The following is a 25902-nucleotide window of genomic DNA, read 5'->3' on the forward strand; positions in this document are numbered from 1 at the left end:
GTATGCAGCGTTGGGTTCTTCATATTGATATGGATGCCTTCTACGCTTCCTGCGAACAGCTCACCCGCCCCACGCTGCGGGGTCGTCCCGTGCTCGTGGCGGGAGTGGACGGGCGCGGCGTGGTGGCCGGGGCCTCCTACGAGGCCCGCCGCTTTGGGGCGCACTCCGCCATGCCTACCCACCGCGCCGCGGCGCTGGTGGGCTATCGCGCCGTGCTGGTGAAACCGCGTCGCGCGGTCTATGCCACCGCCTCGCGCCGGGTGTTTCAGATTGTGCGCCGCCACGCGGCGGTGATTGAGCAGCTCTCCGTGGACGAGGCATTCCTGGAACCCGAGGAATTGGTGGGCGCGAGCCCGGCGGAGGTGGAACGGTGGAGCCAAGGCCTGCGTGAGGCCATCCGGGCGGAGACCGGCCTGCCCTCCTCCATCGGGGCGGGCTCCGGCAAGCAGTACGCCAAGATCGGCTCGGGTGAAGCCAAGCCGGATGGCGTGTGCGTCATCCCGGCGGATCGCCAGATCGCCATGCTCCACCCCCTAGACGTGGGCAAGCTCTGGGGAGCGGGCCCGGTGACGCAGGGCAAGTTGCGCGCCGTGGGCGTGGAGACCATCGGCGACTTGGCCGCTATGACGCGCCGCGAGGTGGAGATCACCCTGGGCTCCACGCTCGGCCTCCAGCTGTGGCAGCTCGCCCGCGGCCACGACGATCGCCCGGTGCAGCCGCGCGCCGAGGCCAAGCAGATATCCGCCGAGCACACCTATCCGAGGGACCTGCTCACCCGCGCGGAGGTCGATGCGGCTATTGAGCGCGCGGCCCGGGGCGCGCACCGGCGGCTGCTGCGCGACGGTCGTGGGGCGCGCACCGTTACCGTGAAGCTCCGCATGGCAGACTTTCATATCGAATCGCGTTCGACCACCCTGCCCTACGCCACCGATAACCCCGAGACCCTGCGCGCCACGGCTGGCCGACTCGCGCGATACCCCGAGGAGGTGGGGTCGATCCGCCTGGTGGGGGTGGGCTACTCCGGATTGGAGGCCGCGCGCCAGGACGTGCTCTTCCCCGAATTGGAGCAGACCATGACCACCCCGGAACGGGGCGATAGTGACTACGAGGTGGGGGTGGCCGCGATCCCGGGCACCGAGCCGAGCCCCGAGGCGGTGAGCATCGAGGCCCCGCCCGCCGGATGGTATGCCACCGAGGACGTCTATCACCCCCAGTATGGGCACGGTTGGGTACAGGGCAGCGGGCACGGGATCGTCACAGTGCGCTTTGAAACGCGCACCACCGAGGCGGGGTGTACCCGCACCTTCGCCCAGGACGACCCGGATCTGCGCCCCGCCGATCCGGTGGACAGCCTGGACTGGGGGGATTGGTTGGCGCAACAGGCGGAGCAAGAAGAATAAGCCCGTATTGCCTTGGGCTAGAGCACGTCCCGGGGATCGACGCCCGCCGCCAGGGCCACCAGCAGCGCCATGCGAGCCTGGCCCGCCCGCAGGTATCCGGCCCCCACCGCGCCCCGCGCGCCCAGGGAAGCGCCGCCGCCGGGCCCTCCGTAATCAAAGCGCACCTCCCCGCGATGGGCGCGGGTGGTCACCACCACCGGCACCCCTTTATCCAGGGCGTCCTCTATCCCGCGCGCCAGATCGGTGCCGACGTTCCCGGCCCCCATCGCCTCGATCACCAGCCCGTGCGCCCCGGCGGCCACGGGGGCATCGATCAGCGTGCGGGGCGCGCCGGGATAGGCGGCGACGATGTCCACCCGATGCCCGGTTAGCGGTGCCACCGGGAGGGGAGCGGGGCGCTGGGGTTCGGCGGGGCCGAGGTAGGCGAAGGCATCCGGGGCGGAGGTATCCACCTTGATCGTGCCGCGCGCGGGCAGCACCTTGTTTCCCATGACGATGAGGGTACCCATGCCGCGCGCGGTGGGATCGAGGGCGATGGTGCAGGCGGCGAAGAGATTGCCGGGATCGTCCGGGGCGGGGGCGTCGCTGGGGCGCATGGCCCCGGTGAGGATCACGGGGCGATCGTCGCGGTGAAAGCAGTCGAGGGCCAGGGCGGTTTCCTCCAGGGAGTCGGTGCCGTGGGTGACGATCACCCCGGTGACGGAGGGGTCGCGGAGTTCCTGGTGTACGACGGAAACGAGGGAATCGACCTCGTCGAGGCGCAGGGAGGAGGAGTCGAGGCGGCCGAGTGCGCGCACCCGCAGGCGTAGGTGTTCGGGATCGAAGCGGGTGCGCAGCGGGGCCGCCACGTCTTCACCGGAGAGGGTGGGGATGAGCGCGCCGGTGGCGTCGGTGGTGCAGGCGATAGTGCCGCCGGTGGTGAGGAGGGAGAGGGTCTGCGGGGTGCTCATGATTCCGTCATTGTAGGCGTCGTGCGCTGGGCGCGTAGGGCCTGAGAAATAACAGGTGTAACATCTTCCTCAGTCGTAACTTTTAGCGCTCGCGCGTCTTCCGCCGTGCTGCGCGAGACGTCGATGTTATTCGAGGAGAAACCGTGAAGTTGCCAAAGATCGCCGCCGCCACCGCCGCACTCAGCTTGGGGCTGACCCTGGCCGCCTGTTCCGGGGAAGACAAGGACGGTCAGGTGGAAGCCGCCTCCAGCGTGCCGGCGACCACCACCGCCGCCGAGGTTGCCCCCGCGCTGCCCACCGCCGCCGATCTTAACCGCGTGCTCGCCGCCGCCACCGATCCCAACCTGCCGATCGCGGACAAGATCGCTACCGTGCAGGGCGGGGAAACCGCCCCGGAGCTCTTTGAGGTCATGGCGCGCTCCAAGGAGGAATCTGGCGCGGACTTCCAGGTGGTAGACCCGGTTTTGGCCGGATACGCCGCCAACGAGGTGCTCACCAGCGTGCAGTTCCTCCGCCCCGATCAGCCCGAGCAGATGGCCGATAACGTGACCTTTGTGTACGAGAACGGTGCCTGGAAGCTCTCCCGGGACTGGGCTTGTACCCTGATTACCCGCGTGGTGCCGGACCAGGTTCCGGCGATGTGCGCGGATCAGATGCCCTCCCACGCTCCCGCCCCTGCCGATGCCCCTGCTCCTCCGGCTCCGGGGGCTCCCGCGGCGGTGCCTCCCGCAGCCCCGGGGGCTCCTGCCCCCGAGACCCCGGTTAACCCGGCGCGGTAAGGTTCTCTCGGGGTTTCGGGCGGGGAACACAGTGTGATCGGGGTGAGGGGGCGGGGTCGCACCGGGGAGTGCGGCCCTTCTTTTTGTACAGGAGCGTGAAGGGTAAAAGGTCCCTCCCCGCCTGAATCGCGGGGTCCTTGGTTTGGCGGGACGCGCTTGAGCTGTTGCTTCATGGGAGCGGTGACGGGGTGGCATTTTAGACCGTCGTGGTGGAGTTTCGCATGTGAAAGATGCCATACATTGAGCGGAGAAGAACCTCTACCCCTTTGCTTGCGATGAGAGTAAGTTCAGCCTTATTGCAGGATCTTCTTAAGTTTTCATTCTCTGATCTCAAGAATGGTTTTATGTTGCGACGTGCGAGCGCGAGCCTCATGGTTGCGTGCGGGTGTGTTCTGCCGTTCGGGGCGATGGCCTCGGCGGCACCGATCATCGATTTTCTGCCCTATCCGGCGGCCCCCTTCGGCGGAGAAAGGAGCCTCCCCGATCGGTACGCGCAGCGGGTCACCGCCGATGGCTGGGTGCTTCATGCTCTGAAAGAGGAGGAGAAGATTAACGTGGCCCCGCCGCTCGATTCCTCAGCGACCACGGGGGAGAGCTTTGGCACCGTGACCGGCCGGGTATGGATCGACGGCCAGGGAAATCCGGAGATCTCGGGCGCGGTTTTTGAATCCGGTTACCAGATCGGGTGCGGGGTGGACGTATCCGGAGGGGTGGACTATGACGTGACCGGGACGGTGGGCGTGGCCCCGCACGGCACCGTGGGTATTGAGGGCGGTCCGCATGCAAATGGTGGCGTGGAGGGTGGCCCGAGCGTGAGCCTTGGTGGGGAGGCTGGCCCCGAGGTCAAGGTGACGCTTCCCGACGGCTCGCTGACCGCAGGCGCGGACGCCAAGGTCAAGCCGGAGATCGGCGGCGACGCCACCGGAAAGCTAGAGGCGGGCGGCGACGCCACCGCCAAGGGGGAGCTTGGGGCGGACGCCAAGGCCGAGGTCACCCCTACGATTCGCGGGCACCTGCACCCGGGCAAGGTCACCAATGTGGCGCTGGTGTCTATGCCCGTCGATCCGCGTTTTCAGCGCGCGGGTGGCGGCTTCACCGGGGCGCACCTCCAGGTCAATGGGTGCGTTGGCCCGGTGACGGTGCGCTCCTACGTGACCATCTCGGCTAAGTCCGCTACCTCGGTGGATGCGGTGAGTGTCTACGGGGACGCGCAGCGTATTCGGTAGGTGCCACGCAGGGATAAAAAAAGGGGAACGTTATGGGACAGCACGAGTGGTACGGCGAGGACAGCACCGATACCCTGGCGGGAGCGGAATACCGGGAACAGGTTGCCGATAAGGATGTGTATCCGATAGAGGGACCTCCGCCGAGTGATCCCCGAGAGCCAACGGCCTCGGCGGCGTGGGCGGGGATCGGCAAAGCCGCAGTGGGCTTCGCCGCGATGATTGCCGTGCTGGCCCTGGGGCAATCAATGGGCGCGGCGATTGAGCGATGGGGCTACGTGCCTGTAATGCTGGTATACATTGTGGCCATGATGTGCGCCGGTGCCCTGCTAACCGCAGGCGCGATGGGCCTGTGGGGATCGGTGCGTCAGAAGTATGCGGGGCGGCATCTTGAATAACAAGGCATTGTTTCGGGTGTTATTCGTGGCGGGTGCGATGCATGTGTTGTGTGCCCCGATGGTGCAGGCGGAAACGCCGGAGGAACGGTGCCAGCGTGAGACCGCCGCCTGGAACTCCACGCAGGAGGCATTATGGCGAGCGACCCACCCCGGGCAAGAACCCGGGCCTGGGGCATGGCCCGGGTATGTGTGCGTGGGTGGGCCGAATAATCCCGGCGTGCCTGCCGGTGAGCAGCCGATGACCGATGGCGCAAGCGACATAGGTTTAGCTCCGGTCCCGGTGCCGGATGATGCGACCGGCGGGCATCAGCGAACTCACCGCTGGAGCGATGGAGACACCCCACCCGGACGGATGCATCACTACGAGGGATTCGGAGCGCATGATTCCGAATACTCCCGAGACATGCGCCTGGGCGGCTTGGGCGATACACGCCGAGGCCACCAGGAGGGGGGTACCCCCGCGCAGCCACCCGCCGGGGGAGAGAACGGTGACCTCGGCCCCGGCGGTGCCCGCTCGAACGTGCCCCGGGTGCGCTCCTGGGAGATCACCGTGCCGGAGGCCGCGGGAGCTGATAACGGGAACGGGGCAGATTCGCGGCGAGTGCGGGTGGTCGATGACGGCCAGGGGCGTGCGCTGGTGGTGGACGATGCTGGACGAGCGACCGGCGAGGTGATCGTCACCGATCCCGCTACCGGGCAAGGGACGTCCGTGGTAAGCGATGAGTCCGTGGTCGGACGGCTCTTTGAAGCCCTTGACCAGGCCGGTGCGCCCCTGCGCAGTGAGGGTGGGCAAGCCCCTGAGGAGAGCGAAGCCCCGGCGCCACCGCTAGAGGAGGACACGGATAATCGGCAACAAGCACCTGCGCAGATGAATAAGCCCGCTGCCGACACACCCGGGGAAGGGCTGCTGGGCACCGGCGGGGCCGTGGCCGGTGCGGCGGCGGTCATGGCGAGACGAGCACGACGCCGCGATGGTTCCCATCGCGCCGACATCGACTGGGGCGGCGGACGCAAGCAATCGCTGGTGCTCCTGGAAGGCCCGGATTCGCCCCGCGAGCACGTCTTTGAGATGGACGTGCCGCCCAGTGGGCGAATGAACAAAAACGCCGATGGCTCCGTGGACATCGTGGACGCCCAGGGAAACGTGGTGGAACATGTCCAAGCCCCCTGGGCCTACGATGTTTCCGGCCGCAAGGTGCCCACCTGGTATGAGGTGGGTGAGGACAACCGACTGGTTCAGGTGATAGATCCCCAGCGCACCACTGCTTTGCCGGTGGTGGCGGACCCGGACAAGAAAAAGAGTACCGGCGCGAGTCCTTACAAGGCCAAGGGGACAAAGGGAAGCCAAACCCCCCAGCGGCAAAAGATCAAAGGCTTTGGACAGCCGCCTTCTTCCCAAAAGGGGAGCGGAAATCCTATGCCCGCTGCGCCTAAGACAAGTGCGGTTAAAACAGGTACGCAGCCTAAGCCGCCTGCTAAGCAGCCGGAGACGAAAATGCTGCCTCCTGGAACGCCTAGGAGGAAGATTAAGTCGATTGGTGGGCCACAGCAACCAACGAGCGGGAACTCTCCCGTGCAAAGTGAGAACTTGCTTGGTAAAGACTTGTTGAAGAGTCCACCGGCGGATCCGAATAAAAAATGTGTAGTCCCGGAGGGGCAACTACTCAATAAGGACGGGACTTTCAATCTTAACTATCAACGCGATTTTTCTAAGGAAGTTAATTCCCGGGGTGGAAATAGCGATTTCGAAAAACATGTACGCCCCGGGAAAGATCCGTTGCCGCCGGATTATAGCCAGGTGGGTAAGCCGTTGCCACCTAATGCGCCGAGGAGGAAGATCAAGGCTGTGGGTGGGCCGCAGCCGGACCCGTATGTGCAGGAACGTAGTGGGGTCAGAAATAATTCTTCCCCGAACCGGAATCTGGATAAGGCATCCGTTGGTAAAAGTAAGGAGGAAAATAAGGGATTTCGCAAGGGTGTAAAAGATAAGATCCGAAGCGGGGTCAAGAAGGTCAATGAATGGGGACATGATAAATTTGAAGAGAGTGATAAGAGTATTAAGAAACGGGAGAACTCTGATGGCAAGGTAGAAAGAGGTCTAGCTAAGGGGGAACGGTTAGTTCACCGTGGCACAAAGGCGGTCTATGAGTCAGTGGGTGATGGAATCGCTGCAAGCGCTCCTCTGGTTGGCTTGGGAAAAGATGGCGGCCCTGGAGTAAAAGAATCATGGCGTGATGGGCCAGGATCACTGGTTGGTGCTAGTGATAATGTATCTCCTAAAGAGGCATGGAAGGCTGTTGGGAAAGAAGCGATCGCTTATGATGAATGGAGGAATAAAGAGTACCCAGAGGCGGTGGCGCTTACTGCAACAAACCTTATTGGCCTGAAGGGTGTAGATAAGGTTGGTAAGGCTATAAAGCCTAAGAAGCCGACGCAGCCGGTGCCGCCACCTAAGGTAACGCCGAAGCCTGCGCAAATTTCCCCACGTGTTCAAGGGAAAAATCCGAGGAAACCCGTAGAGGGCACACCGAAAAAACCACAGGCTGCCAAGCCGGAAACTGTACCTTCTCGAGTTTCTTCTTTGCAGCAGGCCCCGACATCGAACGGAACGGCTAAAGTTGATCCATCCCCTGCGTGGTATCGTGCGGAGGGGTAGAATGCCGACACTGTTCCGCCTGCTATTCGGAACGAAGAGTTCTTCCCCGATGACTATCGTCCTTATGGGGATCTCACGCATCCAGAGTTTGTTGAAAAATGGGGACCGGTAGATAATCCGAAGTGGCCACCAAAGAATGGTTTTGTTCTCGATTCGGAGGGAAATCCAATCACGACCTTGATGAAAGATCTACCTGAAGGAAAGGTGCTTGATAGAATAGGTAACTTAAACGGAAAGTTTTTGGGCGACGCCGGAGACTCCTTCCCGATGAGGTCTATGCATCCGGACAGGCCTTTTGAGAAGTACACGAAGGTTGTCAGGACGGATAAGCCGTTGCCGGATGATATTAGGGTGCGTTTCGGTGAGATCGCTCCCGCGTTTGAACAGCCTGGTGGTGGAACGCAGTATATATTTGAAAGAATCACAGGTATAGGGAAGAATGGTCCAGAAGTTGAACTAGTCAGCCTGCAAGAATTGATAAAACTTAAAATTTTCAGAAAGGTGGTTTAGCTATGATCGTTATGGAATATGGAAGTCTAAAATTTGCAGAAAAAAACAGCGGTGGTAGATATTCTTTGCCGATTGCTCCGCTGTCGGATAAGGATTGGGATACGGCCGTTCGTGGCGTGAATAAATACGAGGAGTGTGCTCGCCGTTATCTTGGAAAGGAGGAAAATAAGGGGCTATGGTTAGGGGATGAGTATCTTGTCTACGGTACTGAAGGGTTATTGGAGAATGGTGATGGGTACTCGGGGGTGCGTCATAGGAGGCAGATACCTTCTGGATGGATGAAAGCTACGCTTTCGGATCGTGGTGACGAGACGATTGGATGGCAGCGGAGTTCCTTTGATGTGGTGTGGAAAGATGCTATGCATTCTTGTGCTTATAATGATTTTTGGCACATCTGGCGGTCAGAGTTAAGGCATACGGTCTTTAGAAGGTTGATCCCCGATCATGTACGGACTTTTCGTATATCAATGCATGGTGACATTGAGGAGGGGAACCCCGAAGAGGATGGTTTTTTCTGGAACGATCTCCTTTGCGAATCGAGAGAATTATGGGGAGAGGATTTCTTTTTTCCCGGCCCTGGGTGTATTTTTTATCATCGCGATGACCCCTCGGAATGGTATCATGCAGGAAATGAATTGGATACAGATCTTTCCTGGGGCCTGGGGCTTGACATTGAGGATTATGTGGAACTTTTGTTTGAGACTGCACTGTCTTAGGTTCCTCTACTTTATGCAATAAGGAGGTTTTATTTTTCGATAGTATATTGCGGCTATGTGGTAGGGTTATTGGAGTTGTCCCTTGTGTATAATTTCTAGGAGTTTTGATGATTGATAGGCTTGGTAGTAAAAAGGGAAACTATCTATGGAATGCTACAGATTCGTTTCCCATGCGTTCACTTCCTCCGTGGATTGAGATGAGGTACTATGCAAAATTTGAGCGAACGGATACCCCTCTGCCGGAGGGGGTTCAAATGAGATATGGAAAAATTGCTCCTGCGTTTGAGCAGCCCGGTGGTGGAACTCAGTACCTGTTTGAAAAGGTGCTTTATCGCAATGGGGAGCCGGTGGATGTAGAGTTCTTCTCTGTAGAGGAACTTGTTGCTCATGGAATCTTGCGAGAAGTTGAGTAAGGGAAGGACTTGACCATGCAGGTGATGGACTATGCCTCGCATAAGATCGCTAACGTGAATAGCGATAATCGACCCTGGTATCTCCCCATAGCGCCTTTGGACGATAGCGATTGGTCCTTGGCGGTGCGCGGGGTGCAATGCTATGAGAAAAAGGTCAGCGAATACTTTGGTGAAAAAGTTGACCGCGGTTTGTGGCTAGGGGATAAATACCTCATGTACGGCACAGATTCCCCGTTGGAATTGGGGGGACGTTATTTGGGTGTGCGTCGCCGAAACCAACTTCCCTCGGGATGGTGTGTTACTTCTTTGTGCGATAGAAATGAAGAGGGGTCGGGCGGGATAGACCAGACGAGTTCATTCGATCTCGCCTGGAAGTACGTCATGCGAAATTGTGTGCTGGATCATTTTATCGATTCTGAATTGTGGGTTGGTCTGGGGAGGCGTTCTTTCTTTGGGAATAAAATAGTGCAGAATTCCAGCTATGTGCAGGTGTGTGCTGATGGCAGTCTTAATCCTCACGTTGATAATTTTTCTCAAGGTAACGAATGGTGGGAGGCTTATCGGGAAATATTGATGAAGGGTGACCTGGAAAAACTTTCTCCAGGCCCGGGTTTTGTGTTTTTCTCTACGGATAATCCCCGCGATTGGTATAAGAATGTTTGGTTGGATAGTTCCGATCTTTCTTGGGGATTTGATTTAGATATAGAGGATTACATTTCCCTGCTCTTTACTGTGGGTAATGTGAAATCTCTCGATAAAATTGATGGGTTGATATAATAAGTACTTTTTGTGGTAATTTTGAAGGGTGTGAGGTTTATTAATGGAGTTGCTGTAGTAAGATCTAGGCTGCCCTATGTTCATTTTGTCCGGTTAAGCCGCCATGTGAATACCGCATCGCTGGTAGGTGAGATCCTGCGAATAAATCTCCCTAATGAAACCGCAGCCGCGTGGCGGTATCCTGCACCACCCGGACGTCGGACTCCTGTTGTCCGTACACCACGCGGGTGGTCAGGGCAACGGTGCCCTCGCGGGGGAGGGCACCGTTGAGGCTAAGCCGCAGGGTTCCGGTGCTGCTGGTATTGGCGTTCATCACGTCCAGGGTGTCATCGCCTCCAGCCGCGCTCTCCGTTGCCGGAGTCTCCAAAGAATCCGAGCCCCCAACAGCCCCCGCATCAGACATCACCAGCGCCCCCTGCGCGGGCCGCTGCTGCACGCTTACGCTTAGTTCCACGGAATCCCCATCCAGCGCGGTGAGCGTGTAGGTGGTGGTTTGCAGCAGCGTGGCCTCCCCGGTGACCCGCGAGTCCACGCTCCACACGGCTCCCACTCCTACGGGTTCTGCGGGGAAGATCACGGGGAGGGAGAGCAGCTTCATCAAGGCCTTCTCCGTGAGTGCGCGCCCCGTATCACTCGCCTCTGCGGGGGCGGCCAGATCCACGGTGCTGATCCGCCCGCTGGCGTCGCCCTGCCAGCCCAGGGTGAAGCCCCGGGCGGTTCCCAGTTCGGCGTTGTTTTCCGAGAGTGAGGAGGCGGGTTGGCCTAGGGCTGTTTCCACGCGGTGTGTGCCGTCTTCGGCGCTGCCTGTTGCCCGCAGCGGCAGGGTGATGGTCTCGGCCCCCGGGAGGTCGGGGGCATCCTGTGAGGCCTCGGGGGCCTGGACCTCCACGGCGTCGGCACGCATCACCTGCTGCCGGAAGCCGGTGGTCACGGCCACGGTGACCTGCTGTTCGGGCCACTCGGCGGCGTATTCCAGGGTGCGGTGGGGAGCGGTACCGGGATTGTGCAGCAGCACGCGGGCCGGATCGACCTGGAGGGCCACGGGTGCCTCCACGGTGGGGGTATTCTCCTCGGCGGAGCAGGCCCCCAGCATCAGGACGCAGGCGCTGAGCGCACACAGCAGGGTGCGCCCGCGCTGGGAGGCGCTGAAGCGCGGGCGGGAGGGAGCGGAGGGGAAACCAGGTACACGCACGGTGTCCAACTTACCGTCAGGGAACCGGCGGGGTGCGGTGGTGCCAGGCGGTGGCGATGGGGAACAATGGGAGCCGTGACGCAGCGCGCAATGGAGAAGAAGCGGCCCTATGTGGTGATGATGGCCGCCACGGTGCTGATCGTGGCGGCGGTGGATCAGGCGGTCAAGGCGATCATGTTGGCCTGGCTGGAGCCGGGGGTGCCGCAGCCGGTCGTGGGGGACTGGTTCCGGTTCCTGCTGCTCTTTAATCCCGGCGCGGCTTTTTCGATGGGCCAGAACTCCACCTGGTTGTTCACCTGCTTCCAGATCGCCTTCGTGGTCGCCGTGGCGGTGGCGGCCCCCCGGGTGCGCGATCCCTGGACGGCCGTGGGTCTGGCGTTGGTGGGCGGCGGCGCGCTGGGCAACCTCCTCGATCGGCTGCTGCGCGCCCCGCAGTTCTTCCTGGGGCACGTGGTGGATTTCATCTCCGTGGGCGGCTTTGCGGTATTTAATATCGCGGATGCGTGTATTACCGTCGGAGTGGTGATTTTTCTCATCGGTATGCTCCTCGCGGAGCGCGGCACCAAGGAGGTGGGCTGATGGCGCGGGAAGTCCGCAGCCTCCCCGTGCCGGAGGGTCTGGTGGGTATGCGCATCGACGCCGCCCTGTCCAAGCTCCTGGGGCTTTCCCGCAGCGCGGCGGCCGACCTGGCGGAGGCGGGTGACGCGCTCGTCGATGGTGTGGCGGCGGGTAAGTCCGCGCGCCTGCACGCGGGGAGCCTGCTGACGGTGACGCTGCCGGAGCCGGTCACCTCGGTGGAGCCCACCCCGGAGCGCGTTGAGGGCATGGACATTCTTTATTACGACTCCGACGTGATCGCCGTGCACAAGCCGGTGGGGGTGGCCGCGCACCCCACCGTGGGCTGGGAGGGCCCCACGGTGGTGGGGGGGTTGGCCGGGGCGGGCTTCCGCATCTCTACCTCCGGCCCGCCCGAGCGCCAGGGCATCGTGCAGCGCCTGGACGTGGGCACCTCCGGGGTCATGGTGGTGGCCGCCTCCGAGCGGGGGTATTCCGTGCTCAAGCGCGCCTTCAAGGAGCGCACGGTGACCAAGACGTATCACGCGCTGGTGCAGGGCCACCCCGATCCCTTCACCGGGACCATCGACGCCCCCATCGGCCGCCACCCCTCCTCCGGCTGGCGCTTCGCGGTGACCACCGACGGCAAGCCCGCGGTGACGCACTACGACACCATCGAGGCCTTCCCCGAGGCCACGCTGCTGGAAGTGCGCCTGGAAACGGGGCGCACCCATCAAATCCGCGTGCACATGTCCGCCCTGCATCACCCCTGCTGCGGCGACCTAATGTATGGCTCCGACCCGCAGCTGGCCCGCCGCCTGGGGCTGACCCGCCAGTGGCTGCACGCGGTGCGCCTGGGTTTTTATCACCCCGCCGACGGGCGATGGATGGAGGTGGAGGCCCCATACCCGGCGGATCTGGAGGCCGCGCTGGAGAAGGTGCGCGCATGAGCGTTCGGATCACCCGCGCGCTGGCTCCATCGGTGATCTTGGTGATCTTTTTGGGCGGCGTGCTGGTGGTGGGATCCTGGGTGCGCTCCCGCGGGGCGGATGCGCCGTTGTTCAACGGCGACTCCGTGGGCATAGAGAAGGAGGAATCGTATCCGGAATACCAGGCGCGGGCGGCGGCGAGTCTGCGCGACGCCCCGGGGGATCAGCAGGCTTACGCGCTGGTGGTGTTTCGCGATTGGCTCGACCCGGAGCGGGCCGGTGCGCTGGTGGAACCGTTGGCAAGGGTCAGCGCGGAGGTGGTGGACGCGGTGCACGTCACCGCGCTGCCGGAGCCGGTGGCAGGTGCCCCCCGCGCCGAGACGCTCGCGCTCGGGATGGAGCGCACCCGGGCGGTCTACGACACCGCCGAGCCGCGCCTGAGCGCGGTCGTGGTGCGCGATACCGGGGCCGGACTGCGCGCCTGGGCGGACGAGCACCGAGACGAGCTCACGGCCGTGGAGGTGCTCCCCGCAGACGCGGTGTGGGGGCTATTCGGCATCCGCTTTACCCTGCCGATGGATCACGGCGGGGCCTAAACGTCGGAGGCCGTCCCGCGTGGGTGCCGGGCGCGGTGACGCATGGCGTCCCACAGAAAGATCGCCACCGCTACCCAGATCAGCACGAAGCCCACCCAGCGCTGCGCGGAGACGTCCTCCCGGACCACAAAGAGCGCCCAGAACATCTGCATCGTGGGGGTGAGATATTGCAACATGCCGATGGTCGAGAGGGTGATGACCTTGGTAGCCCGGGCGAACAACAGCAGGGGAATGACCGTGATGACCCCGGAGAGCGCGAGCAGCCCAGCGTGGGCGGGGCCATGGTCGAGCGCCGTGCCGCGGCCGGTGGCCTCCAGGAGGATCAGGTAACCCAGCGCAAGCGGGGCGAGCACCAGGGTCTCGGCGGCCAGGCCCGCCGGGCCGGAGACGGTGATCTGCTTTTTGAGCAGCCCGTACACGCCGAAGCTCAAGGCCAAGCCCAGGGCGAGCACCGGGGGCTGCCCGCCGACGACGGCTAGCCACGCCACCGCCGCGGCGGCCAGGAGCACCGCCACCAGCTGCGGGGAGCGCAGCCGCTCGCCCAGAACCAGCACCCCTAATAGCACGCTGACCAGGGGGTTGATGAAGTAGCCCAGGGCGGCGTCGGTCACGTGCCCGGAATTGACGGCCACGATGTAGATCAGCCAATTGGCCGCGATGAGCACGCCAGCTGCCGCCATGCGCCACCACGTGGTGCGCGGGGCGCGACGCAACTCGCCCCAGCCCCTGGTGATGCTGAGCACCAGGGCCATGAGCGCGGCGGCCCAGACGATGCGGTGGGCCAGGATCTCCACCGCCCCGGCCGGCTTGAGCAGCGGGAAGAAGGCGGGGAAGAGACCCCAGAGGAGATACGCGAGGACGCCGTAAACCATGCAGTTACTCTAGCCGGTGGGCGGGAGGCGCGCGCCGGGGCGGGATTTGCGCGAGCCGATAGACTGAGCGGCATGGCCAAGAACTCCTCCTTTGTGCACCTGCATAATCACACGGAATATTCCATGCTCGACGGGATGGCCAAGGTGGACATGCTGGCCGAGGAGGTGGCCCGTCAGGGCATGCCGGCGGTGGGCATCACCGATCACGGCAATATGTTTGGTTCCAACGCCTTTTACCGCAAGATGGTGGAGACCGGGATCAAGCCCATCATCGGCATCGAGGCGTACATGGCCCCGGAATCGCGCTTCAACAAAAACCGCGTGCGCTGGGGCGAGCCGCACCAGAAGTCCGACGACGTCTCCGCCTCCGGCGCCTACCTGCACCAGACCATGCTCGCGGAGAACGCCACTGGCCTGCGCAATCTCTTCTATCTTTCCTCCATGGCCTCCTACGAGGGACAACTGGGCAAATGGCCGCGCATGGACGCCGACCTCATCGCGGAGCACGCCGACGGCATCATCGCCACCACCGGATGCCCCTCGGGGGACGTGCAAACGCGCCTGCGCCTGGGGCAATTCGATAAGGCCCTGGAGGCCGCGGCGATGTGGCAGGACATCTATGGCAAGGATAATTACTTCCTCGAACTGATGGATCACGGCCTGGACATCGAGACGCGGGTGCGCTCCGAACTCCTGGAGATCGGCCGCAAACTGGGGCTGCCGCCCCTGGTCACCAACGACTGCCACTACGTGCTGCAATCCCAGTCCCAGCCGCACGAGGCCATGCTGTGCGTGCAAACGGGCAAAACCCTGCACGATCCCGATCGCTTCAAGTTCGGCGGCGATGGCTACTACATCAAGTCTGCGGCCCAGATGCGCGAGATCTGGGACGAGATGGTGCCCGATGGCTGCGATAACACCCTGTGGATCGCCGAGCGCGTGGGCGATTACGGGGAGCTGTGGGAGGATCACCCGCACGACCGCATGCCCATCGCGGACGTGCCCGAGGGCGAGACCCCAACCTCCTGGCTCACCCACGAGGTGATGGAGGGTCTGCGCGATCGCTTCCCCGGCCGGGAGGTGCCGCAAGAATACATCGAGCGCGCCAAGTACGAGATCGGCGTGATCGACATGAAGGGCTATCCCTCGTACTTCCTCATCGTGGCCGAGCTCATCAAGCACGCCCGTTCCGTGGGCATCCGGGTGGGGCCGGGGCGTGGCTCGGCGGCCGGTGCCCTGGTGGCCTACGCCCTGACGATCACCAACATCGACCCCATCGAGCACGACCTCCTCTTCGAGCGATTCCTCAATCCGGAGCGGCCCTCCGCACCGGATATCGACATCGACTTCGACGATCGCCGCCGCGGCGAGATGATCCGCTACGCCTCGGACCGCTGGGGCGAGGACAAGATCGCCCAGGTGATCACGTTCGGCACGGTCAAGACCAAGCAGGCGATCAAGGACTCCGCCCGGGTGCAGTTCGGCCAGCCCGGCTATCAGATTGCCGACCGCATCACCAAGGCGCTGCCCCCCGCCATCATGGCCAAGGACATCCCGCTGGCCGGGATCACCGACCCCAGCCACGAGCGCTACGCCGAGGCCGGCGAGGTGCGCTCGCTGATCGAGTCCGACCCGGACGTCAAGCAGATCTACGAGACCGCGCGCGGCCTGGAGGGGGTGGTGCGCCAGGCGGGCGTGCACGCCTGCGCGGTGATCATGGCCTCCGTGCCGCTGCTCGATCACATCCCCATGTGGAAGCGCGCGGCCGACGGCGCTTTGATCACCGGCTGGGACTATCCCGCCTGCGAGGCCATCGGCCTGCTCAAGATGGACTTCCTGGGCCTGCGCAACCTCACCGTGATTGGTGACGCGATCGAGAACATCAAGGCCAATCGCGGGGAAGAGGTGCTGCTCGAGACCCTGGAGACCGAGGACGAGGAGGTCTATAAGCTGCTCAGTCGCGGCGAAACCCTGGGCGTGTTCCAGCTCGATAGCGGTGGCATGCAGGAACTGCTCAAGCGCATGCAGCCCACGGGTTTCAAGGACATCGTGGCCTCCCTGGCCCTGTATCGACCCGGCCCGATGGGCGTGAACGCCCACTGGGATTATGCGGATCGCAAAAACGGCCGCAAGCCGATCACCCCCATCCACCCGGAGCTGGAGGAGCCGCTGCGCGAGATCCTTGACGAGACGTACGGCCTGATCGTCTACCAGGAGCAGATCATGCGCATCTCCCAGAAGGTGGCCAACTACACTGCCGGCGAGGCCGATAACTTCCGCAAGGCCATGGGTAAGAAAAAGCCCGAGGTGCTGGCCAAGCAGTACGAGAAGTTCGCCGGGGGGATGAAGGATAACGGCTACTCCAAGGCTGCGGTGGATGCGCTGTGGGGCACTATCGAGCCCTTTGCCTCCTACGCCTTCAATAAGTCCCACGCCGCGGGCTACGGGCTGGTGTCCTTCTGGACGGCCTACCTTAAGGCCCACTACGCCCCGGAATATATGGCGGCCCTGCTGTCCTCTGTGGCGGATAAGAAGGATAAGTCCGCTATCTATCTGGCCGACTGCCGTCACCTGGGCATCCGGGTGCTCTCCCCGGACGTCAATGAGTCCCACAACGACTTCATGGCCGTGGGCGAGGACATCCGCTTCGGCCTGGGGGCCATCCGCAACGTGGGCAAGGACGTGGTGGATTCCATCGTGCGCACCCGCAAGGCCAAGGGGGCGTACAAGGACTTTGGGGATTACCTAGAAAAGATCGAGCTTTTGCCCTGTAACAAGCGCATCACGGAGTCGCTCATCCGCGCCGGGGCCTTCGACTCCCTGGGCCTGCCGCGCAAGGGGCTGACCCTCATCCACGAGGACGCCGTGGACGCCGTGACCTCCACCAAAAAGGCGGCGGACAAGGGGCAATTCGATCTGTTTGCGGGCCTGGGCGGCCAGGACGAGGCGATGGATAACGTCTTTGCCATCGAGGTGCCAGACGCGGAGTGGGACCGCAAGCATAAGCTGGCCCTGGAGCGCGAGATGCTGGGCCTCTACGTCTCCGGGCACCCCCTGGATGGCTTCGAGGAGGCCCTGGCCGCCCAGACCGACACGGCGATCACCACCATCCTGGGCGGGGAGGTGCGCCACGGCCAGGAGGTGACCATCGGCGGCATCATCTCCGGGGTGGATCGACGCTTTTCCAAGAAGGACGGTTCCCCCTGGGCGATCGTCACCGTGGAGGATCACAACGGAGCGCAGACTGATCTGCTGGTGTTCAACAAGGTCTACGCCCTGGTGAGTTCTCAGATCGTGGAGGACAATATCATCCTGGCCAAGGCGCACGTGTCCATCCGGGACGAGCGCACCAGCCTGTTCTGCGACGACCTCAAGGTACCGGAACTCGGCCCGGGCAACGGCAGCGGCCTGCCGCTGCGCCTGACCATGCGTACCGACCAGTGCACGCCGATGAACATCAAGAAGCTCAAGGACGTGCTGGTGGCCAACAAGGGGGAGTCCGACGTGTACCTGAAGCTGGTCAACGGGGAGGAATCCACCCTCATGATCCTGGGCGAGCACCTGCGGGTGGAGCGCTCGGCCTCCCTGATGGGCGACCTCAAGGCCACGATGGGCACCGGCATCCTGGGCTAAAAATCCCCGCGCGGCTACCCGAGGGGCTATATTGTGGTTCATGCCACTCGATGCTTCCTCCGGGGGCCTTACCCGCGCCGAGCGCCTCGACCGCCTCCCGCTCACGACCAAACACAAGAAGATGCTGTGGGGCTCCGGGCTCGGCTGGGCCCTCGACGCCATGGACGTGGGTCTCATCTCCTTTGTCATGGCGGCCCTGGTCGCGCACTGGGATCTCGGCGCCGCTCAGGCCTCCTGGCTGGCCTCCGCCGGCTTCCTCGGCATGGCCCTCGGCGCGACCTGCGGCGGCCTGCTGGCCGATCGCCTAGGGCGCAGGCAGGTCTTTGCCGCCACCCTCTTGGTCTACGGCCTGGCCACGGGGGCTTCCGCGCTGGCCACCTCCCTGACGGCGCTGATGGTGCTGCGCTTCATCGTGGGCCTGGGCCTGGGTGCGGAACTACCGGTGGCCTCCACGCTGGTCTCGGAGTTCTCCCCGCGTCACCTGCGCGCCCGCCTGGTGGTACTCCTAGAGGCATTCTGGGCGTTGGGCTGGATCGCCGCGGCCGCCCTCGGGGCATTCGTCGTCTCGGCCTCGGAGAGCGGCTGGCGTTGGGCGCTTGCCCTGGGCTGCCTGCCCGCCGCCTATGCGCTCTACGTGCGCGCCCGGCTGCCGGAATCCGTGCGCTTTCTGGAATCTCGTGGGCGCCACGAGGAGGCGGAACGCATCGTGGTCGATTTTGAGCGCGAAGCCGAACTGATCGACGCCCCCGCGCAACCGGTGCGCGGCCGGGAGGACGAGGACGCGCTGGGGGCGCCCAGTATCTGGGCCCCGGGTTTGCGCGGGCGCACGGCGGCGCTGTGGGTGGTGTGGTTCTGCATTAATCTCAGCTACTACGGGGCGTTTATCTGGATCCCCTCGCTGCTGGTGGCCGATGGCTTTGGCCTGGTGAAGTCCTTCCACTTTACCCTGATTATCACGCTGGCCCAGCTGCCCGGCTATGCGGCGGCAGCCTGGCTCATCGAGGTGTGGGGGCGGCGGGTTACCCTCGCGGCCTTTCTGGCGGGTTCGGCGCTGGCGGCCGGGCTCTACGGTTACGCGGATTCCGTGGCGCTGATTATCCTGGCCGGATGTTTGCTGAGCTTCTTCAACCTCGGGGCCTGGGGCGCGCTCTATGCCATCGGGCCGGAGCTATACCCCACGGCGCTGCGCGGGACGGGCACGGGAGCCGCGGCCGGATTTGGCCGCCTGGCCTCCATCATCGCGCCGCTGATCGTCCCGCCGGTGGTGGCCGGGTGGGGTACCGGGGCGCTCTTCGGCATCTTCGGTGCAGCTTTTGCGATCGCGGCCCTGGCCGCCTGGACGCTGCCGGAGCAGCGGGGGAGGGGGTTGGGATAGGGGAATAAGACCTATCCGTAATCGTGAAGTTGCCTCCCCCGTAGATACCTTCGTTTCCTATAGTGTTTTCTACACCCCCGCGCGCTCCACGCCGTGCAGCTCGGAGTCGGAGGCCAGGCCATTCCCCTCGTAGACCTCGGCGCTGCGCGGGCTGTGGGCGGTGGTGTACTCCGCGAAGGAGAGCACGAGGCCGCCGAGCACGGAATCGGCCGGGTCGCCGGTGAAGGTGCCGTGGTAAGAGCCATTGACCACGGCCCACCACTTAGGCCCGGTGGCGCGATCGTAGAGGATGCGCGAGAGCGGGTGGGGCACGAGGGATTCGTTCTCGGCTAGGGCGAAGAGCACCGGCTTGGTGGTGGCGGGGGAGGCCAGGCCGAAGTCCGAGGGGCCGGGGTTGACGGCCACCACGCCGGTGACGCGGAAGCTCTGGTCCCCGGCGGCGCGCGCGCCCTGTTCTAAGGTCTCGGAGACGCGCACCACGGATCCGCCGCCGGCGGAGTGTCCCACCAGGGTGGTCCGCGAGGTATCGACCTTGCCGAACAGGGGAGAGGAGGCGTCCTGGTTGGCGGCGATGGTCTCGGCGGCGGCGCGCTCGACCTGGTGGCCAAACCAGTTCACGAAGGAATACCCGAGGGCCACCACGTAGCCGTGCGAGGCGTACAGCTCCGCCTGGCGGGAGACGAGGCCGGGCTCGGCGCCGATGCCGGGGCTGAGGATCACCAGGGGAGTCTTGTCCATCGCGGCGATGTCCGCGGGGTAGAGGAACTTGCTGCCCATCGGGGACTCGTTGCCCGCGGGGAAGGTGTCGTAGCAGGGGGCGCCGCCGGGCACGCCGTGCTGGAAGCGCAGGATCTGGTTATACAGAGAGAACACCAGGTCGGTGCACTCGTGGGTCTCGTCGGTGGCCGCCACGGGGTGGGGGCCGCGCTGCCCGAAGGTGGTGCGGATGGCCCCGGCGGGCTCATTATAGGGGGCGGTGGCAACGACCCCGGTGCTGCCCTGGGCGGCGAGATTCTCGGGCACGGGTAGGGTGATGTTGTGTTCCAGGTTGGGGATGTCGCTGGAGGAGGGGGCGGCCTGGGCGATACCAGGGGCCGCGAGGGTGGCGGCGAGGGCCACGCTCAGTGCGGTGCGCTTCATGCGAGATATAACCTTTCCTGATAAAGGATTGACGAAAAGAATATAAGTGAGGAAGGGGGGAAATACTAAAGTGACCACCCGTATGGAGGTGGCGCCCGAGCGACTAGAATCGCCAACCATGAGTAGCACGCCCATCCACGCCTCGGACATTCAGTCGGCCCAGGCACGGATTTCTTCCGCGATCGCGTACACCCCACTGCAATACTGCCCACGCCTCTCGGAGGCCACGGGAGCGCGGATTTACCTGAAGCGGGAGGATCTCCAGGGCGTGCGCTCCTACAAGATCCGCGGAGCGATGAACGCGATCAGCCAGCTCAGCGAGCAGGAGCGTGCGGCGGGGATCGTCGCGGCGTCGGCGGGCAATCACGCCCAGGGCGTGGCCTATGCCTGCAAGACCTTTGGCATCCGGGGTCGGATCTTCGTGCCCAACCAAACGCCCAAGCAGAAGCGGGACCGGATTAGGGTTCACGGCGGGGAGGCCGTGGAGTTGGTGGTCACCGGGGATAGCTTCGACGAGGCCGCCCAGGCCGCCCGCGCGGATGCCGCCGCCCGCGGTGCCACCGTGGTGGAACCCTTTGACAATCGCGCCACGATCATCGGCCAGGGCACGGTGGCCGCCGAGGTGCTCTCGCAGCTGACGGCCGAGGGGAAGTCGCTCGATACCATCGTGGTGCCCGTGGGCGGGGCCGGGTTGCTCTCCGGGGTGCTTAGCTACGTGGCGGACATGGCCCCGCGCGCCGCCGTGATCGGCGTGGAGCCCCGCGGGGCAGCTTCCCTTCAAGCGGCCATCCGCAACGATGCCCCGGTGACCCTGGAGAGCGTGAACCCCTTCGTCGATGGCGCGGCCGTCAAGCGCCTGGGCGATCTCAACTGGCGGATCGTGGAGGCCAACCTCGGCCGCCTGCACGCGATGGACGTCTCCGAGGGCTCCGTGTGCACGGAGATGCTCGATCTTTACCAAAACGAGGGGATCATCGCGGAACCCGCCGGGGCGCTTTCCGTGGCGGCGCTGCGGGAACTGCGGTTCCAGCCCGGGGAGGTGGTGGTGTGCATCATCTCCGGGGGCAATAACGACGTCCTGCGCTATAACGAGGTGATGGAGCGCTCCCTGGTGCACCGGGGGCTGAAGCACTACTTCCTGGTGAACTTTCCCCAGGAGCCCGGCCAGCTGCGCCACTTCCTCGAAGAGGTGCTAGGGCAGGGCGATGACATCACCCGCTTCGAATACCTCAAGCGCAACAACAGGGAAACCGGCACCGCCCTGGTGGGGCTCCAGCTCAGCGCTGCCGCGGACCTGGAACCCCTGCTGGAACGCATGGCGGCCTCCCGCCTCGATTGCCGCCAACTCCACCCCGGTAGTCCGGAATACGAGTTTCTGATCTAACACATGTATCTTCGTCCCGCCGCCCGGACCGTTACGCACACCCTGGAAATCAAGCGCTCGCGCTTTATCGCCCACATCGCCAGGGTCACCGACGAGGCCTCGGCGCGCGCCTTCGTGGACTCTGTGCGCGCCGCCTTCCCCGACGCCCGCCATCACTGCAGCGCCTACCTCTACCACGTGGAGGGGGCCAACCCGGTCGAGCGCTCCTCGGACGACGGCGAGCCTTCCGGCACCGCGGGCACCCCGATGCTCGAACAACTGCGTGGATCGGGCATGCTCGACATCGCCGCCGTGGTGGTGCGCTACTTCGGCGGCATCAAGCTCGGCGCCGGGGGCCTGGTACACGCCTACTCCAACTCCGTGGGCGAGGCCTTGCCGCTGGTCACCCGCACCACAAGGGCGCGCAAAGAACTGTGGCACCTCGATCTGCCGCACGCCCAGGCCGGACGCTACGAGGCCGAACTGCGGGCCAGGGGCGTGACCGTCACCGGCGTGGACTACGGTCAACAGGCGCGGCTCACCCTGGCGGCCGACCCCGGCGAGGGGGAGGCATTGGCCCGCACGATCGGTGCGGTGACCTCAGGGAGGGCCGCCCCACGCGCCGCGGGCAGCACCTGGGTGGAGGGGTAGAATGACCGCCATGACCACCCCATCGGACCCCACCGAGGCCCGCGCGCAGGCCGTGCGTGTCCATCTCTACAGCATGCTGGGATGGGCCTTCTTCGCGGCGATAGCCAACGGGGCCGTGATCCTCTGTGCCGCCGATCAATGGTGGCTGATGATCCTGATTTGCCTCGTCGCAGTGGGCGGATCGCTCTACCACCGTAAGAAGATCGACCGGATTCTCCACCCCCGGGACGCCGACTGATGCCGCAGCAGGCAACCCAGCCCGGTGGTGGGCCGGTGCGCATCGACGCCTGGGTGTGGGCCGTGCGCCTGCTCAAGACCCGCTCCGAGGCGGCCGCCGCCTGCCGCGCCGGACACGTCAAGATCAACGGTGAGAGCGTCAAGCCCGCCCAGCAGGTGGTGCCCGGGGATCGGGTGCGCGTGTGGGCACATCATCGGGAGGTGGACGTGGAGGTCACCGCCACCGTGCGCAAAAGGGTGGGGGCGGCGGTGGCGACTCAGTGCTACGTGGATCACACCTCGCCGCCTCCCCCCCCAAGGAGGTTTTTCTCCAACTCCCGCAGCGCGATCGCGGCAGCGGACGGCCCACGAAGAAGGAGCGTCGCCAGCTCGATCGGCTCCGCGGCCGAGGTTAGGGGCTGAAGCTGGCGCAGCGGCTCCTCGTCGGGGTTCAGGACCGGCACGCGCACGACGTCGGAGGCGAAGGGCGCGGCTATGGCGCGCCGCGCAGGGCGCGAAGCCTGCGGGCCAGCCGCTGCGGGCGCTGCTCGGCCCGGTTCCCGCTGGTGCCGGTCAGCTCGATGTGCTCGCGCCCGTAGCGATGCAGCAGCAGGTCGTCGATGATGCGCACCTGGCTAGGGCGGTAGCGATAGTTCATAGCCGTGCGCACCGCCCGGATATCGGATTCCTGAAGCAGATCCCGCAGCTGTGATACGCGCGTGATCCCGTGGGCGCTGAGCAACTCCTCCAACCAGCGGTAGTGATCCGAGCGCGAGCGCGGGAAGCGCGATTCGAGCAGCATCGCCAGCACCCCGGGGAGGGTTTGGGCGGTGAGTTCCACCTCGTCACCGGCCTCTACCCGACCGCCCTTGAGCGCGGCGATCTGGTCGAACTGTTGATCCGCCAGCTCGATCAACCCCGCGGCCAGGGTAAAGGCGCGATCCACCCGGGGATCCAGGTGATCGGTGCCGCTCTTATAGCGAATGTCGTGCTCGAACTCCGCCCAGGCGTGCTGCAACACCGTGCGCACCTGCACCTCAAAGACCATTCCGCGGTATTCCTCCAGCTCCTCGGAATCGTCCTCCACCCGCAGCACCAGGTGGTGTGAACCGTAACCGAAGTCCCCCGCGACCCTGGTTTCCGCGGTCTTATCCACGGAGCGCACCACGTGAAAGGATTGCGTCAGCACGTTGATGGCCACCGGGATCTCGGTGGAGTGGAAGGTGGTCACCCGCACCCCGATGAGGTCGTGAATGTTCTGCCACGGCTCCGGGTAGAGCGGCTTGCCGTCGGCGGTACGCTTGCGGGCCTTGGCCTTGAGGGAGGGCCAGGCCTTGATGCGGGCCACCACCCGGTCGTAGGTCACGCCGGCGTCGGAGAGCAATTCCTCGATGGTGTCGATGAAGCGCTCCGCGGCGTGCGGGTGCGCGCGCACCCATGCGTGATATGTGGTGCCCAGGCGGGCAATGACGGTATCGGACATCGTGGTGCTCATGCTACCCCGGCGGCTCGGCGGCGCTCGCGTGGAGAGAGGGAAACCCGTGGCGGTACACGATAGGATCGCCGCACAGGCGCACCGGGATGATGGAAAGGTCGATGGGCTGCCCCAGGGGCGCGGCGAGCAAAATATCGGCCCGCGGGGCGAAGTACCACGGTTGCGCACCCTGCCCCAGGGCGGTGAGGTGGCGGTGGAGCACTGTAAACGGATAGGGATGCGCCAGCCAGGCCGTGGCGGGGGAACCGGGACAATCCACCTGCCACACCGGCTGATCGCGGAAGTGCGGGTGCAGGGCGGTGGCGGCCCTGGTGCGAAACTGCGTGCCCTGGGTGCATTGCGCTATAGACAGCATGAGCGCTGCGGCCCGATCCCAGGCCTGATGCAGGGTGAGCCCCAGGGCGGCGATATCGTCGTGAGTAGCGGGGGAATCGCCCACGGTCAGTCCCGCGGTCAAGCCCCGGGAGAGCACGATAGTCGCCGGTGCGCGGGAATAACGTTCGTCGAGGGCGGCCTCGGCATCGGCTCGGCGGGGCAGCAGCGTGGGGCGCAGCGGTAGGGCAGGGGCGGCAAGGGTGGCGGTCATGGCGGGCGGGGCCTTTCGCGGTCGGTTTTGGTGTTGCCCCTTATAGACTTCGCGGCTCCTTCGTTGGTTCCCGCCGCGCCGACAACCGCGTCTAAAAGGGGGGCTGCTCGCCTAGCTCCAGGGCCGCCAGGAGCTCTTCTTCCGACCAGATCTCGATCGGCTGGCCCTGGGCCTGCAGTTCCTCGGCGCGCTTGTGCTTGGAGGTCTTGGTGGTCCACGCCCCGGTGACCAGGATCGTGGTTTTCTTGGTTACATTCTTGCCGATGCGCGCCCCCTGCTCCGCGATCTTGCGCCACAGCGTGCCCTTATCAAAGGGCGCGAATTCCCCGGAGAGGGTGACGTGGTGGCCAAAGAGCAGCCCGTCCGGCGCGGCGTGCGGATTGGGCTCGGGGATCTCCTCAGGGGTCGCCACGGCCTGCCACCGTGCTCGCCGGGCGGGACCCCTCTTTTTCTTCTCCCCGGCCGATTCCGGCCGCTGGGCATCGAGGGCCTTATGCACCTTCTCCGGGGAATCGACCTCGCGTTGTTGCAACGCAATACCCGCTCCGGTGCGATCCCGCAGCACCGGAAAAACCCGCCGGGCGTCCAGGGTACCCAGGGTAAAGCCCTGGTCGTGCACGAAACCTGGCGCGGTGCCGGTCCAACCGTGGCGCGTGGCGAGCGCCGCCACGATGGCCCCGCAGGCGCGGGCGTCGGCTAGGGCGTCGTGGTGCTGGTCGAGGGAGACCCCCAGCGCCTCGGCCACCGTGGGCAGGCGATGGTTGATCACGCTGAGCGACCGGTGGCTCTGTGCCCGCGATAGCGCCAGGGAACAACCAAAATGCAGCATGGGGGGTTCGATCCCGGCGGCGAGGCAGGCGCGGTGCAGGGCGGTGGCGTCAAACTGCGCGTTGTGGGCGATGAAGGGAAGATCCCCCAGGAACTCGATGATCTCCGGGAAGCACTCGGCGAAGGTCGGCGCCTGGGCCACGTCCTCTTCGGAGATCCCGTGGATCTTCACGTTGGCGGCGCGGAAACCACCGACGGGCGGCTGGCACAACCAGGACGCCGAGGCGGCCTCCATGCCGTCGCGGAAGAGCACCGCACCCACCTGACATATCGAACCCCAGTCGGCGTTGGCGGTCTCCACGTCGAGGGCCACGAAGTCCAGGCCGGGCACGCGCGGGCCCGCCGAGGGATCGTCGCCGCGCAGGGCCGCCGCGATGGCCCGCTCGCAGTCCCGGGCCTGGGCCTCCTGATGCGGGGCGAAGCGTACCCGCACCGCGGGCTGGGGGCCGCGTAGCTCCACCCAGCCGCCCAGATGGGAGGTGGGGGCGCACAGTTCCATGGCATCGATCTGGGCGAGCGGCACCGTGCGCTGAGAAATCCCGGAGAGCGCTGCGGCGAGGTCGGAATAGGCGATACGCACCTCGTCGGGGGAGACGGAGACGTGGGCGCCATGAGCCGGAATCACGGGGAAGACCTATCCTTTCAGCCA

General features: G+C 64.7%; 25 protein-coding genes and 1 pseudogene. 18 read left to right on the forward strand and 8 right to left on the reverse strand.

Translation table 11 applies throughout. The features are described 5' to 3' along the window. Positions 1-2: 2 nt before the first annotated feature. Positions 3-1400, forward strand: a complete 1398-nt coding sequence (locus H7347_RS01355; protein WP_152820589.1) for a DNA polymerase IV — start codon at positions 3-5, stop codon at positions 1398-1400. A gap of 17 nt (positions 1401-1417) precedes the next feature. Here the strand turns inward: H7347_RS01355 and H7347_RS01360 are convergent, their stop codons facing one another. Continuing rightward, positions 1418-2350, reverse strand: coding sequence for an asparaginase (locus tag H7347_RS01360; RefSeq protein ID WP_152820591.1), 933 nt, complete (start codon positions 2348-2350; stop codon positions 1418-1420). A gap of 143 nt (positions 2351-2493) precedes the next feature. Between H7347_RS01360 and H7347_RS01365 the strand changes: the two genes are divergently transcribed. The 3 genes from H7347_RS01365 (at position 2494) to H7347_RS01375 (ending at position 4750) form a co-directional block, all read left to right on the forward strand. After that, complete coding sequence (locus H7347_RS01365; RefSeq protein ID WP_186337091.1) at positions 2494-3129, forward strand: hypothetical protein; 636 nt, start codon at positions 2494-2496, stop codon at positions 3127-3129. A 407-nt stretch (positions 3130-3536) separates the two neighbouring features. Further along, a complete protein-coding gene (locus H7347_RS01370) occupies positions 3537-4355 on the forward strand; it encodes an MspA family porin (protein ID WP_152821256.1) in 819 nt (272 codons plus the stop codon). A gap of 32 nt (positions 4356-4387) precedes the next feature. Then, a complete protein-coding gene (locus H7347_RS01375; protein ID WP_152820593.1) occupies positions 4388-4750 on the forward strand; it encodes a hypothetical protein in 363 nt (120 codons plus the stop codon). Between the two features lie 265 nt (positions 4751-5015). Here the strand turns inward: H7347_RS01375 and H7347_RS01380 are convergent, their stop codons facing one another. Next, complete coding sequence (locus tag H7347_RS01380; RefSeq protein ID WP_152820595.1) at positions 5016-5543, reverse strand: hypothetical protein; 528 nt, start codon at positions 5541-5543, stop codon at positions 5016-5018. A gap of 75 nt (positions 5544-5618) precedes the next feature. Between H7347_RS01380 and H7347_RS01385 the strand changes: the two genes are divergently transcribed. The 5 genes from H7347_RS01385 (at position 5619) to H7347_RS01405 (ending at position 9822) form a co-directional block, all read left to right on the forward strand. After that, positions 5619-7406 (forward strand): hypothetical protein, encoded by a 1788-nt coding sequence (locus tag H7347_RS01385; protein ID WP_152820597.1) that lies wholly within the window; start codon positions 5619-5621, stop codon positions 7404-7406. A 180-nt stretch (positions 7407-7586) separates the two neighbouring features. After that, positions 7587-7916, forward strand: a complete 330-nt coding sequence (locus H7347_RS01390; RefSeq protein ID WP_227658968.1) for a TNT domain-containing protein — start codon at positions 7587-7589, stop codon at positions 7914-7916. A gap of 2 nt (positions 7917-7918) precedes the next feature. Next, the gene (locus tag H7347_RS01395) at positions 7919-8632 is read left to right on the forward strand and encodes a hypothetical protein (protein WP_152820601.1); all 714 of its coding nucleotides are present in this window, start codon (positions 7919-7921) and stop codon (positions 8630-8632) included. Between the two features lie 107 nt (positions 8633-8739). Next, positions 8740-9045, forward strand: a complete 306-nt coding sequence (locus H7347_RS01400; RefSeq protein WP_152820603.1) for a TNT domain-containing protein — start codon at positions 8740-8742, stop codon at positions 9043-9045. Positions 9046-9060: 15 nt separating this feature from the next. Then, positions 9061-9822 carry a hypothetical protein gene (locus tag H7347_RS01405; RefSeq protein ID WP_152820605.1) on the forward strand — a complete coding sequence of 254 codons (762 nt, stop codon included), beginning with the start codon at positions 9061-9063 and terminating at the stop codon, positions 9820-9822. 151 nt (positions 9823-9973) lie between these two features. On the opposite strand, the gene H7347_RS01410 is transcribed toward H7347_RS01405, so the two are convergent. Next, positions 9974-11014: a hypothetical protein gene (locus tag H7347_RS01410; protein WP_152820607.1), complete on the reverse strand. Its 1041-nt coding sequence runs from the start codon at positions 11012-11014 to the stop codon at positions 9974-9976. 66 nt (positions 11015-11080) lie between these two features. Between H7347_RS01410 and lspA the strand changes: the two genes are divergently transcribed. From lspA to H7347_RS01425, 3 genes are read left to right on the forward strand one after another with little or no spacing between them, the layout of a single operon-like run. Next, positions 11081-11593: a signal peptidase II gene (gene lspA / locus H7347_RS01415; protein WP_152820609.1), complete on the forward strand. Its 513-nt coding sequence runs from the start codon at positions 11081-11083 to the stop codon at positions 11591-11593. Then, positions 11593-12519 (forward strand): RluA family pseudouridine synthase, encoded by a 927-nt coding sequence (locus tag H7347_RS01420; RefSeq protein ID WP_186337092.1) that lies wholly within the window; start codon positions 11593-11595, stop codon positions 12517-12519. The genes lspA and H7347_RS01420 overlap by 1 nt, the downstream gene beginning before the upstream one ends. Then, on the forward strand, positions 12516-13094 hold the full coding sequence (locus H7347_RS01425; RefSeq protein WP_152820611.1) for a hypothetical protein: 579 nt from the start codon (positions 12516-12518) through the stop codon (positions 13092-13094). The genes H7347_RS01420 and H7347_RS01425 overlap by 4 nt, the downstream gene beginning before the upstream one ends. On the opposite strand, the gene rarD is transcribed toward H7347_RS01425, so the two are convergent. Next, a complete protein-coding gene (gene rarD, locus H7347_RS01430) occupies positions 13091-13966 on the reverse strand; it encodes an EamA family transporter RarD (RefSeq protein WP_152820613.1) in 876 nt (291 codons plus the stop codon). The genes H7347_RS01425 and rarD overlap by 4 nt on opposite strands. 72 nt (positions 13967-14038) lie before the next feature. Between rarD and dnaE the strand changes: the two genes are divergently transcribed. Further along, positions 14039-17599 (forward strand): DNA polymerase III subunit alpha, encoded by a 3561-nt coding sequence (gene dnaE / locus H7347_RS01435; protein ID WP_152820615.1) that lies wholly within the window; start codon positions 14039-14041, stop codon positions 17597-17599. Between the two features lie 40 nt (positions 17600-17639). After that, positions 17640-18974: an MFS transporter gene (locus H7347_RS01440; protein ID WP_152820617.1), complete on the forward strand. Its 1335-nt coding sequence runs from the start codon at positions 17640-17642 to the stop codon at positions 18972-18974. Positions 18975-19043: 69 nt separating this feature from the next. Here the strand turns inward: H7347_RS01440 and H7347_RS01445 are convergent, their stop codons facing one another. Further along, positions 19044-20114: an alpha/beta hydrolase gene (locus H7347_RS01445; RefSeq protein ID WP_186337093.1), complete on the reverse strand. Its 1071-nt coding sequence runs from the start codon at positions 20112-20114 to the stop codon at positions 19044-19046. 118 nt (positions 20115-20232) lie between these two features. Between H7347_RS01445 and ilvA the strand changes: the two genes are divergently transcribed. The 4 genes and pseudogenes from ilvA (at position 20233) to H7347_RS01465 (ending at position 22760) form a co-directional block, all read left to right on the forward strand. After that, positions 20233-21498: a threonine ammonia-lyase IlvA gene (gene ilvA / locus H7347_RS01450; protein WP_152820619.1), complete on the forward strand. Its 1266-nt coding sequence runs from the start codon at positions 20233-20235 to the stop codon at positions 21496-21498. A 3-nt stretch (positions 21499-21501) separates the two neighbouring features. Then, positions 21502-22128 (forward strand): YigZ family protein, encoded by a 627-nt coding sequence (locus H7347_RS01455; RefSeq protein WP_152820621.1) that lies wholly within the window; start codon positions 21502-21504, stop codon positions 22126-22128. A 10-nt stretch (positions 22129-22138) separates the two neighbouring features. Beyond that, positions 22139-22366, forward strand: coding sequence for a hypothetical protein (locus H7347_RS01460; protein WP_152820622.1), 228 nt, complete (start codon positions 22139-22141; stop codon positions 22364-22366). Beyond that, positions 22366-22760, forward strand: a pseudogene (locus H7347_RS01465) (RNA-binding S4 domain-containing protein). The gene H7347_RS01460 and the pseudogene H7347_RS01465 overlap by 1 nt, the downstream one beginning before the upstream one ends. 77 nt (positions 22761-22837) lie before the next feature. Here the strand turns inward: H7347_RS01465 and H7347_RS01470 are convergent. The 3 genes from H7347_RS01470 to H7347_RS01480 form a co-directional block, all read right to left on the reverse strand. Continuing rightward, entirely contained in the window at positions 22838-23827 is a 990-nt protein-coding gene (locus H7347_RS01470; protein WP_152821260.1) for a GTP pyrophosphokinase family protein, read from the reverse strand. 13 nt (positions 23828-23840) lie between these two features. Then, the gene (locus H7347_RS01475) at positions 23841-24425 is read right to left on the reverse strand and encodes a hypothetical protein (protein WP_152820624.1); all 585 of its coding nucleotides are present in this window, start codon (positions 24423-24425) and stop codon (positions 23841-23843) included. Positions 24426-24516: 91 nt separating this feature from the next. Then, entirely contained in the window at positions 24517-25878 is a 1362-nt protein-coding gene (locus H7347_RS01480; protein WP_186337094.1) for an exonuclease domain-containing protein, read from the reverse strand. Positions 25879-25902 lie beyond the last annotated feature (24 nt).

The organism is Corynebacterium sp. zg-331, from assembly GCF_014267345.1.
Lineage (GTDB): Bacteria > Actinomycetota > Actinomycetes > Mycobacteriales > Mycobacteriaceae > Corynebacterium.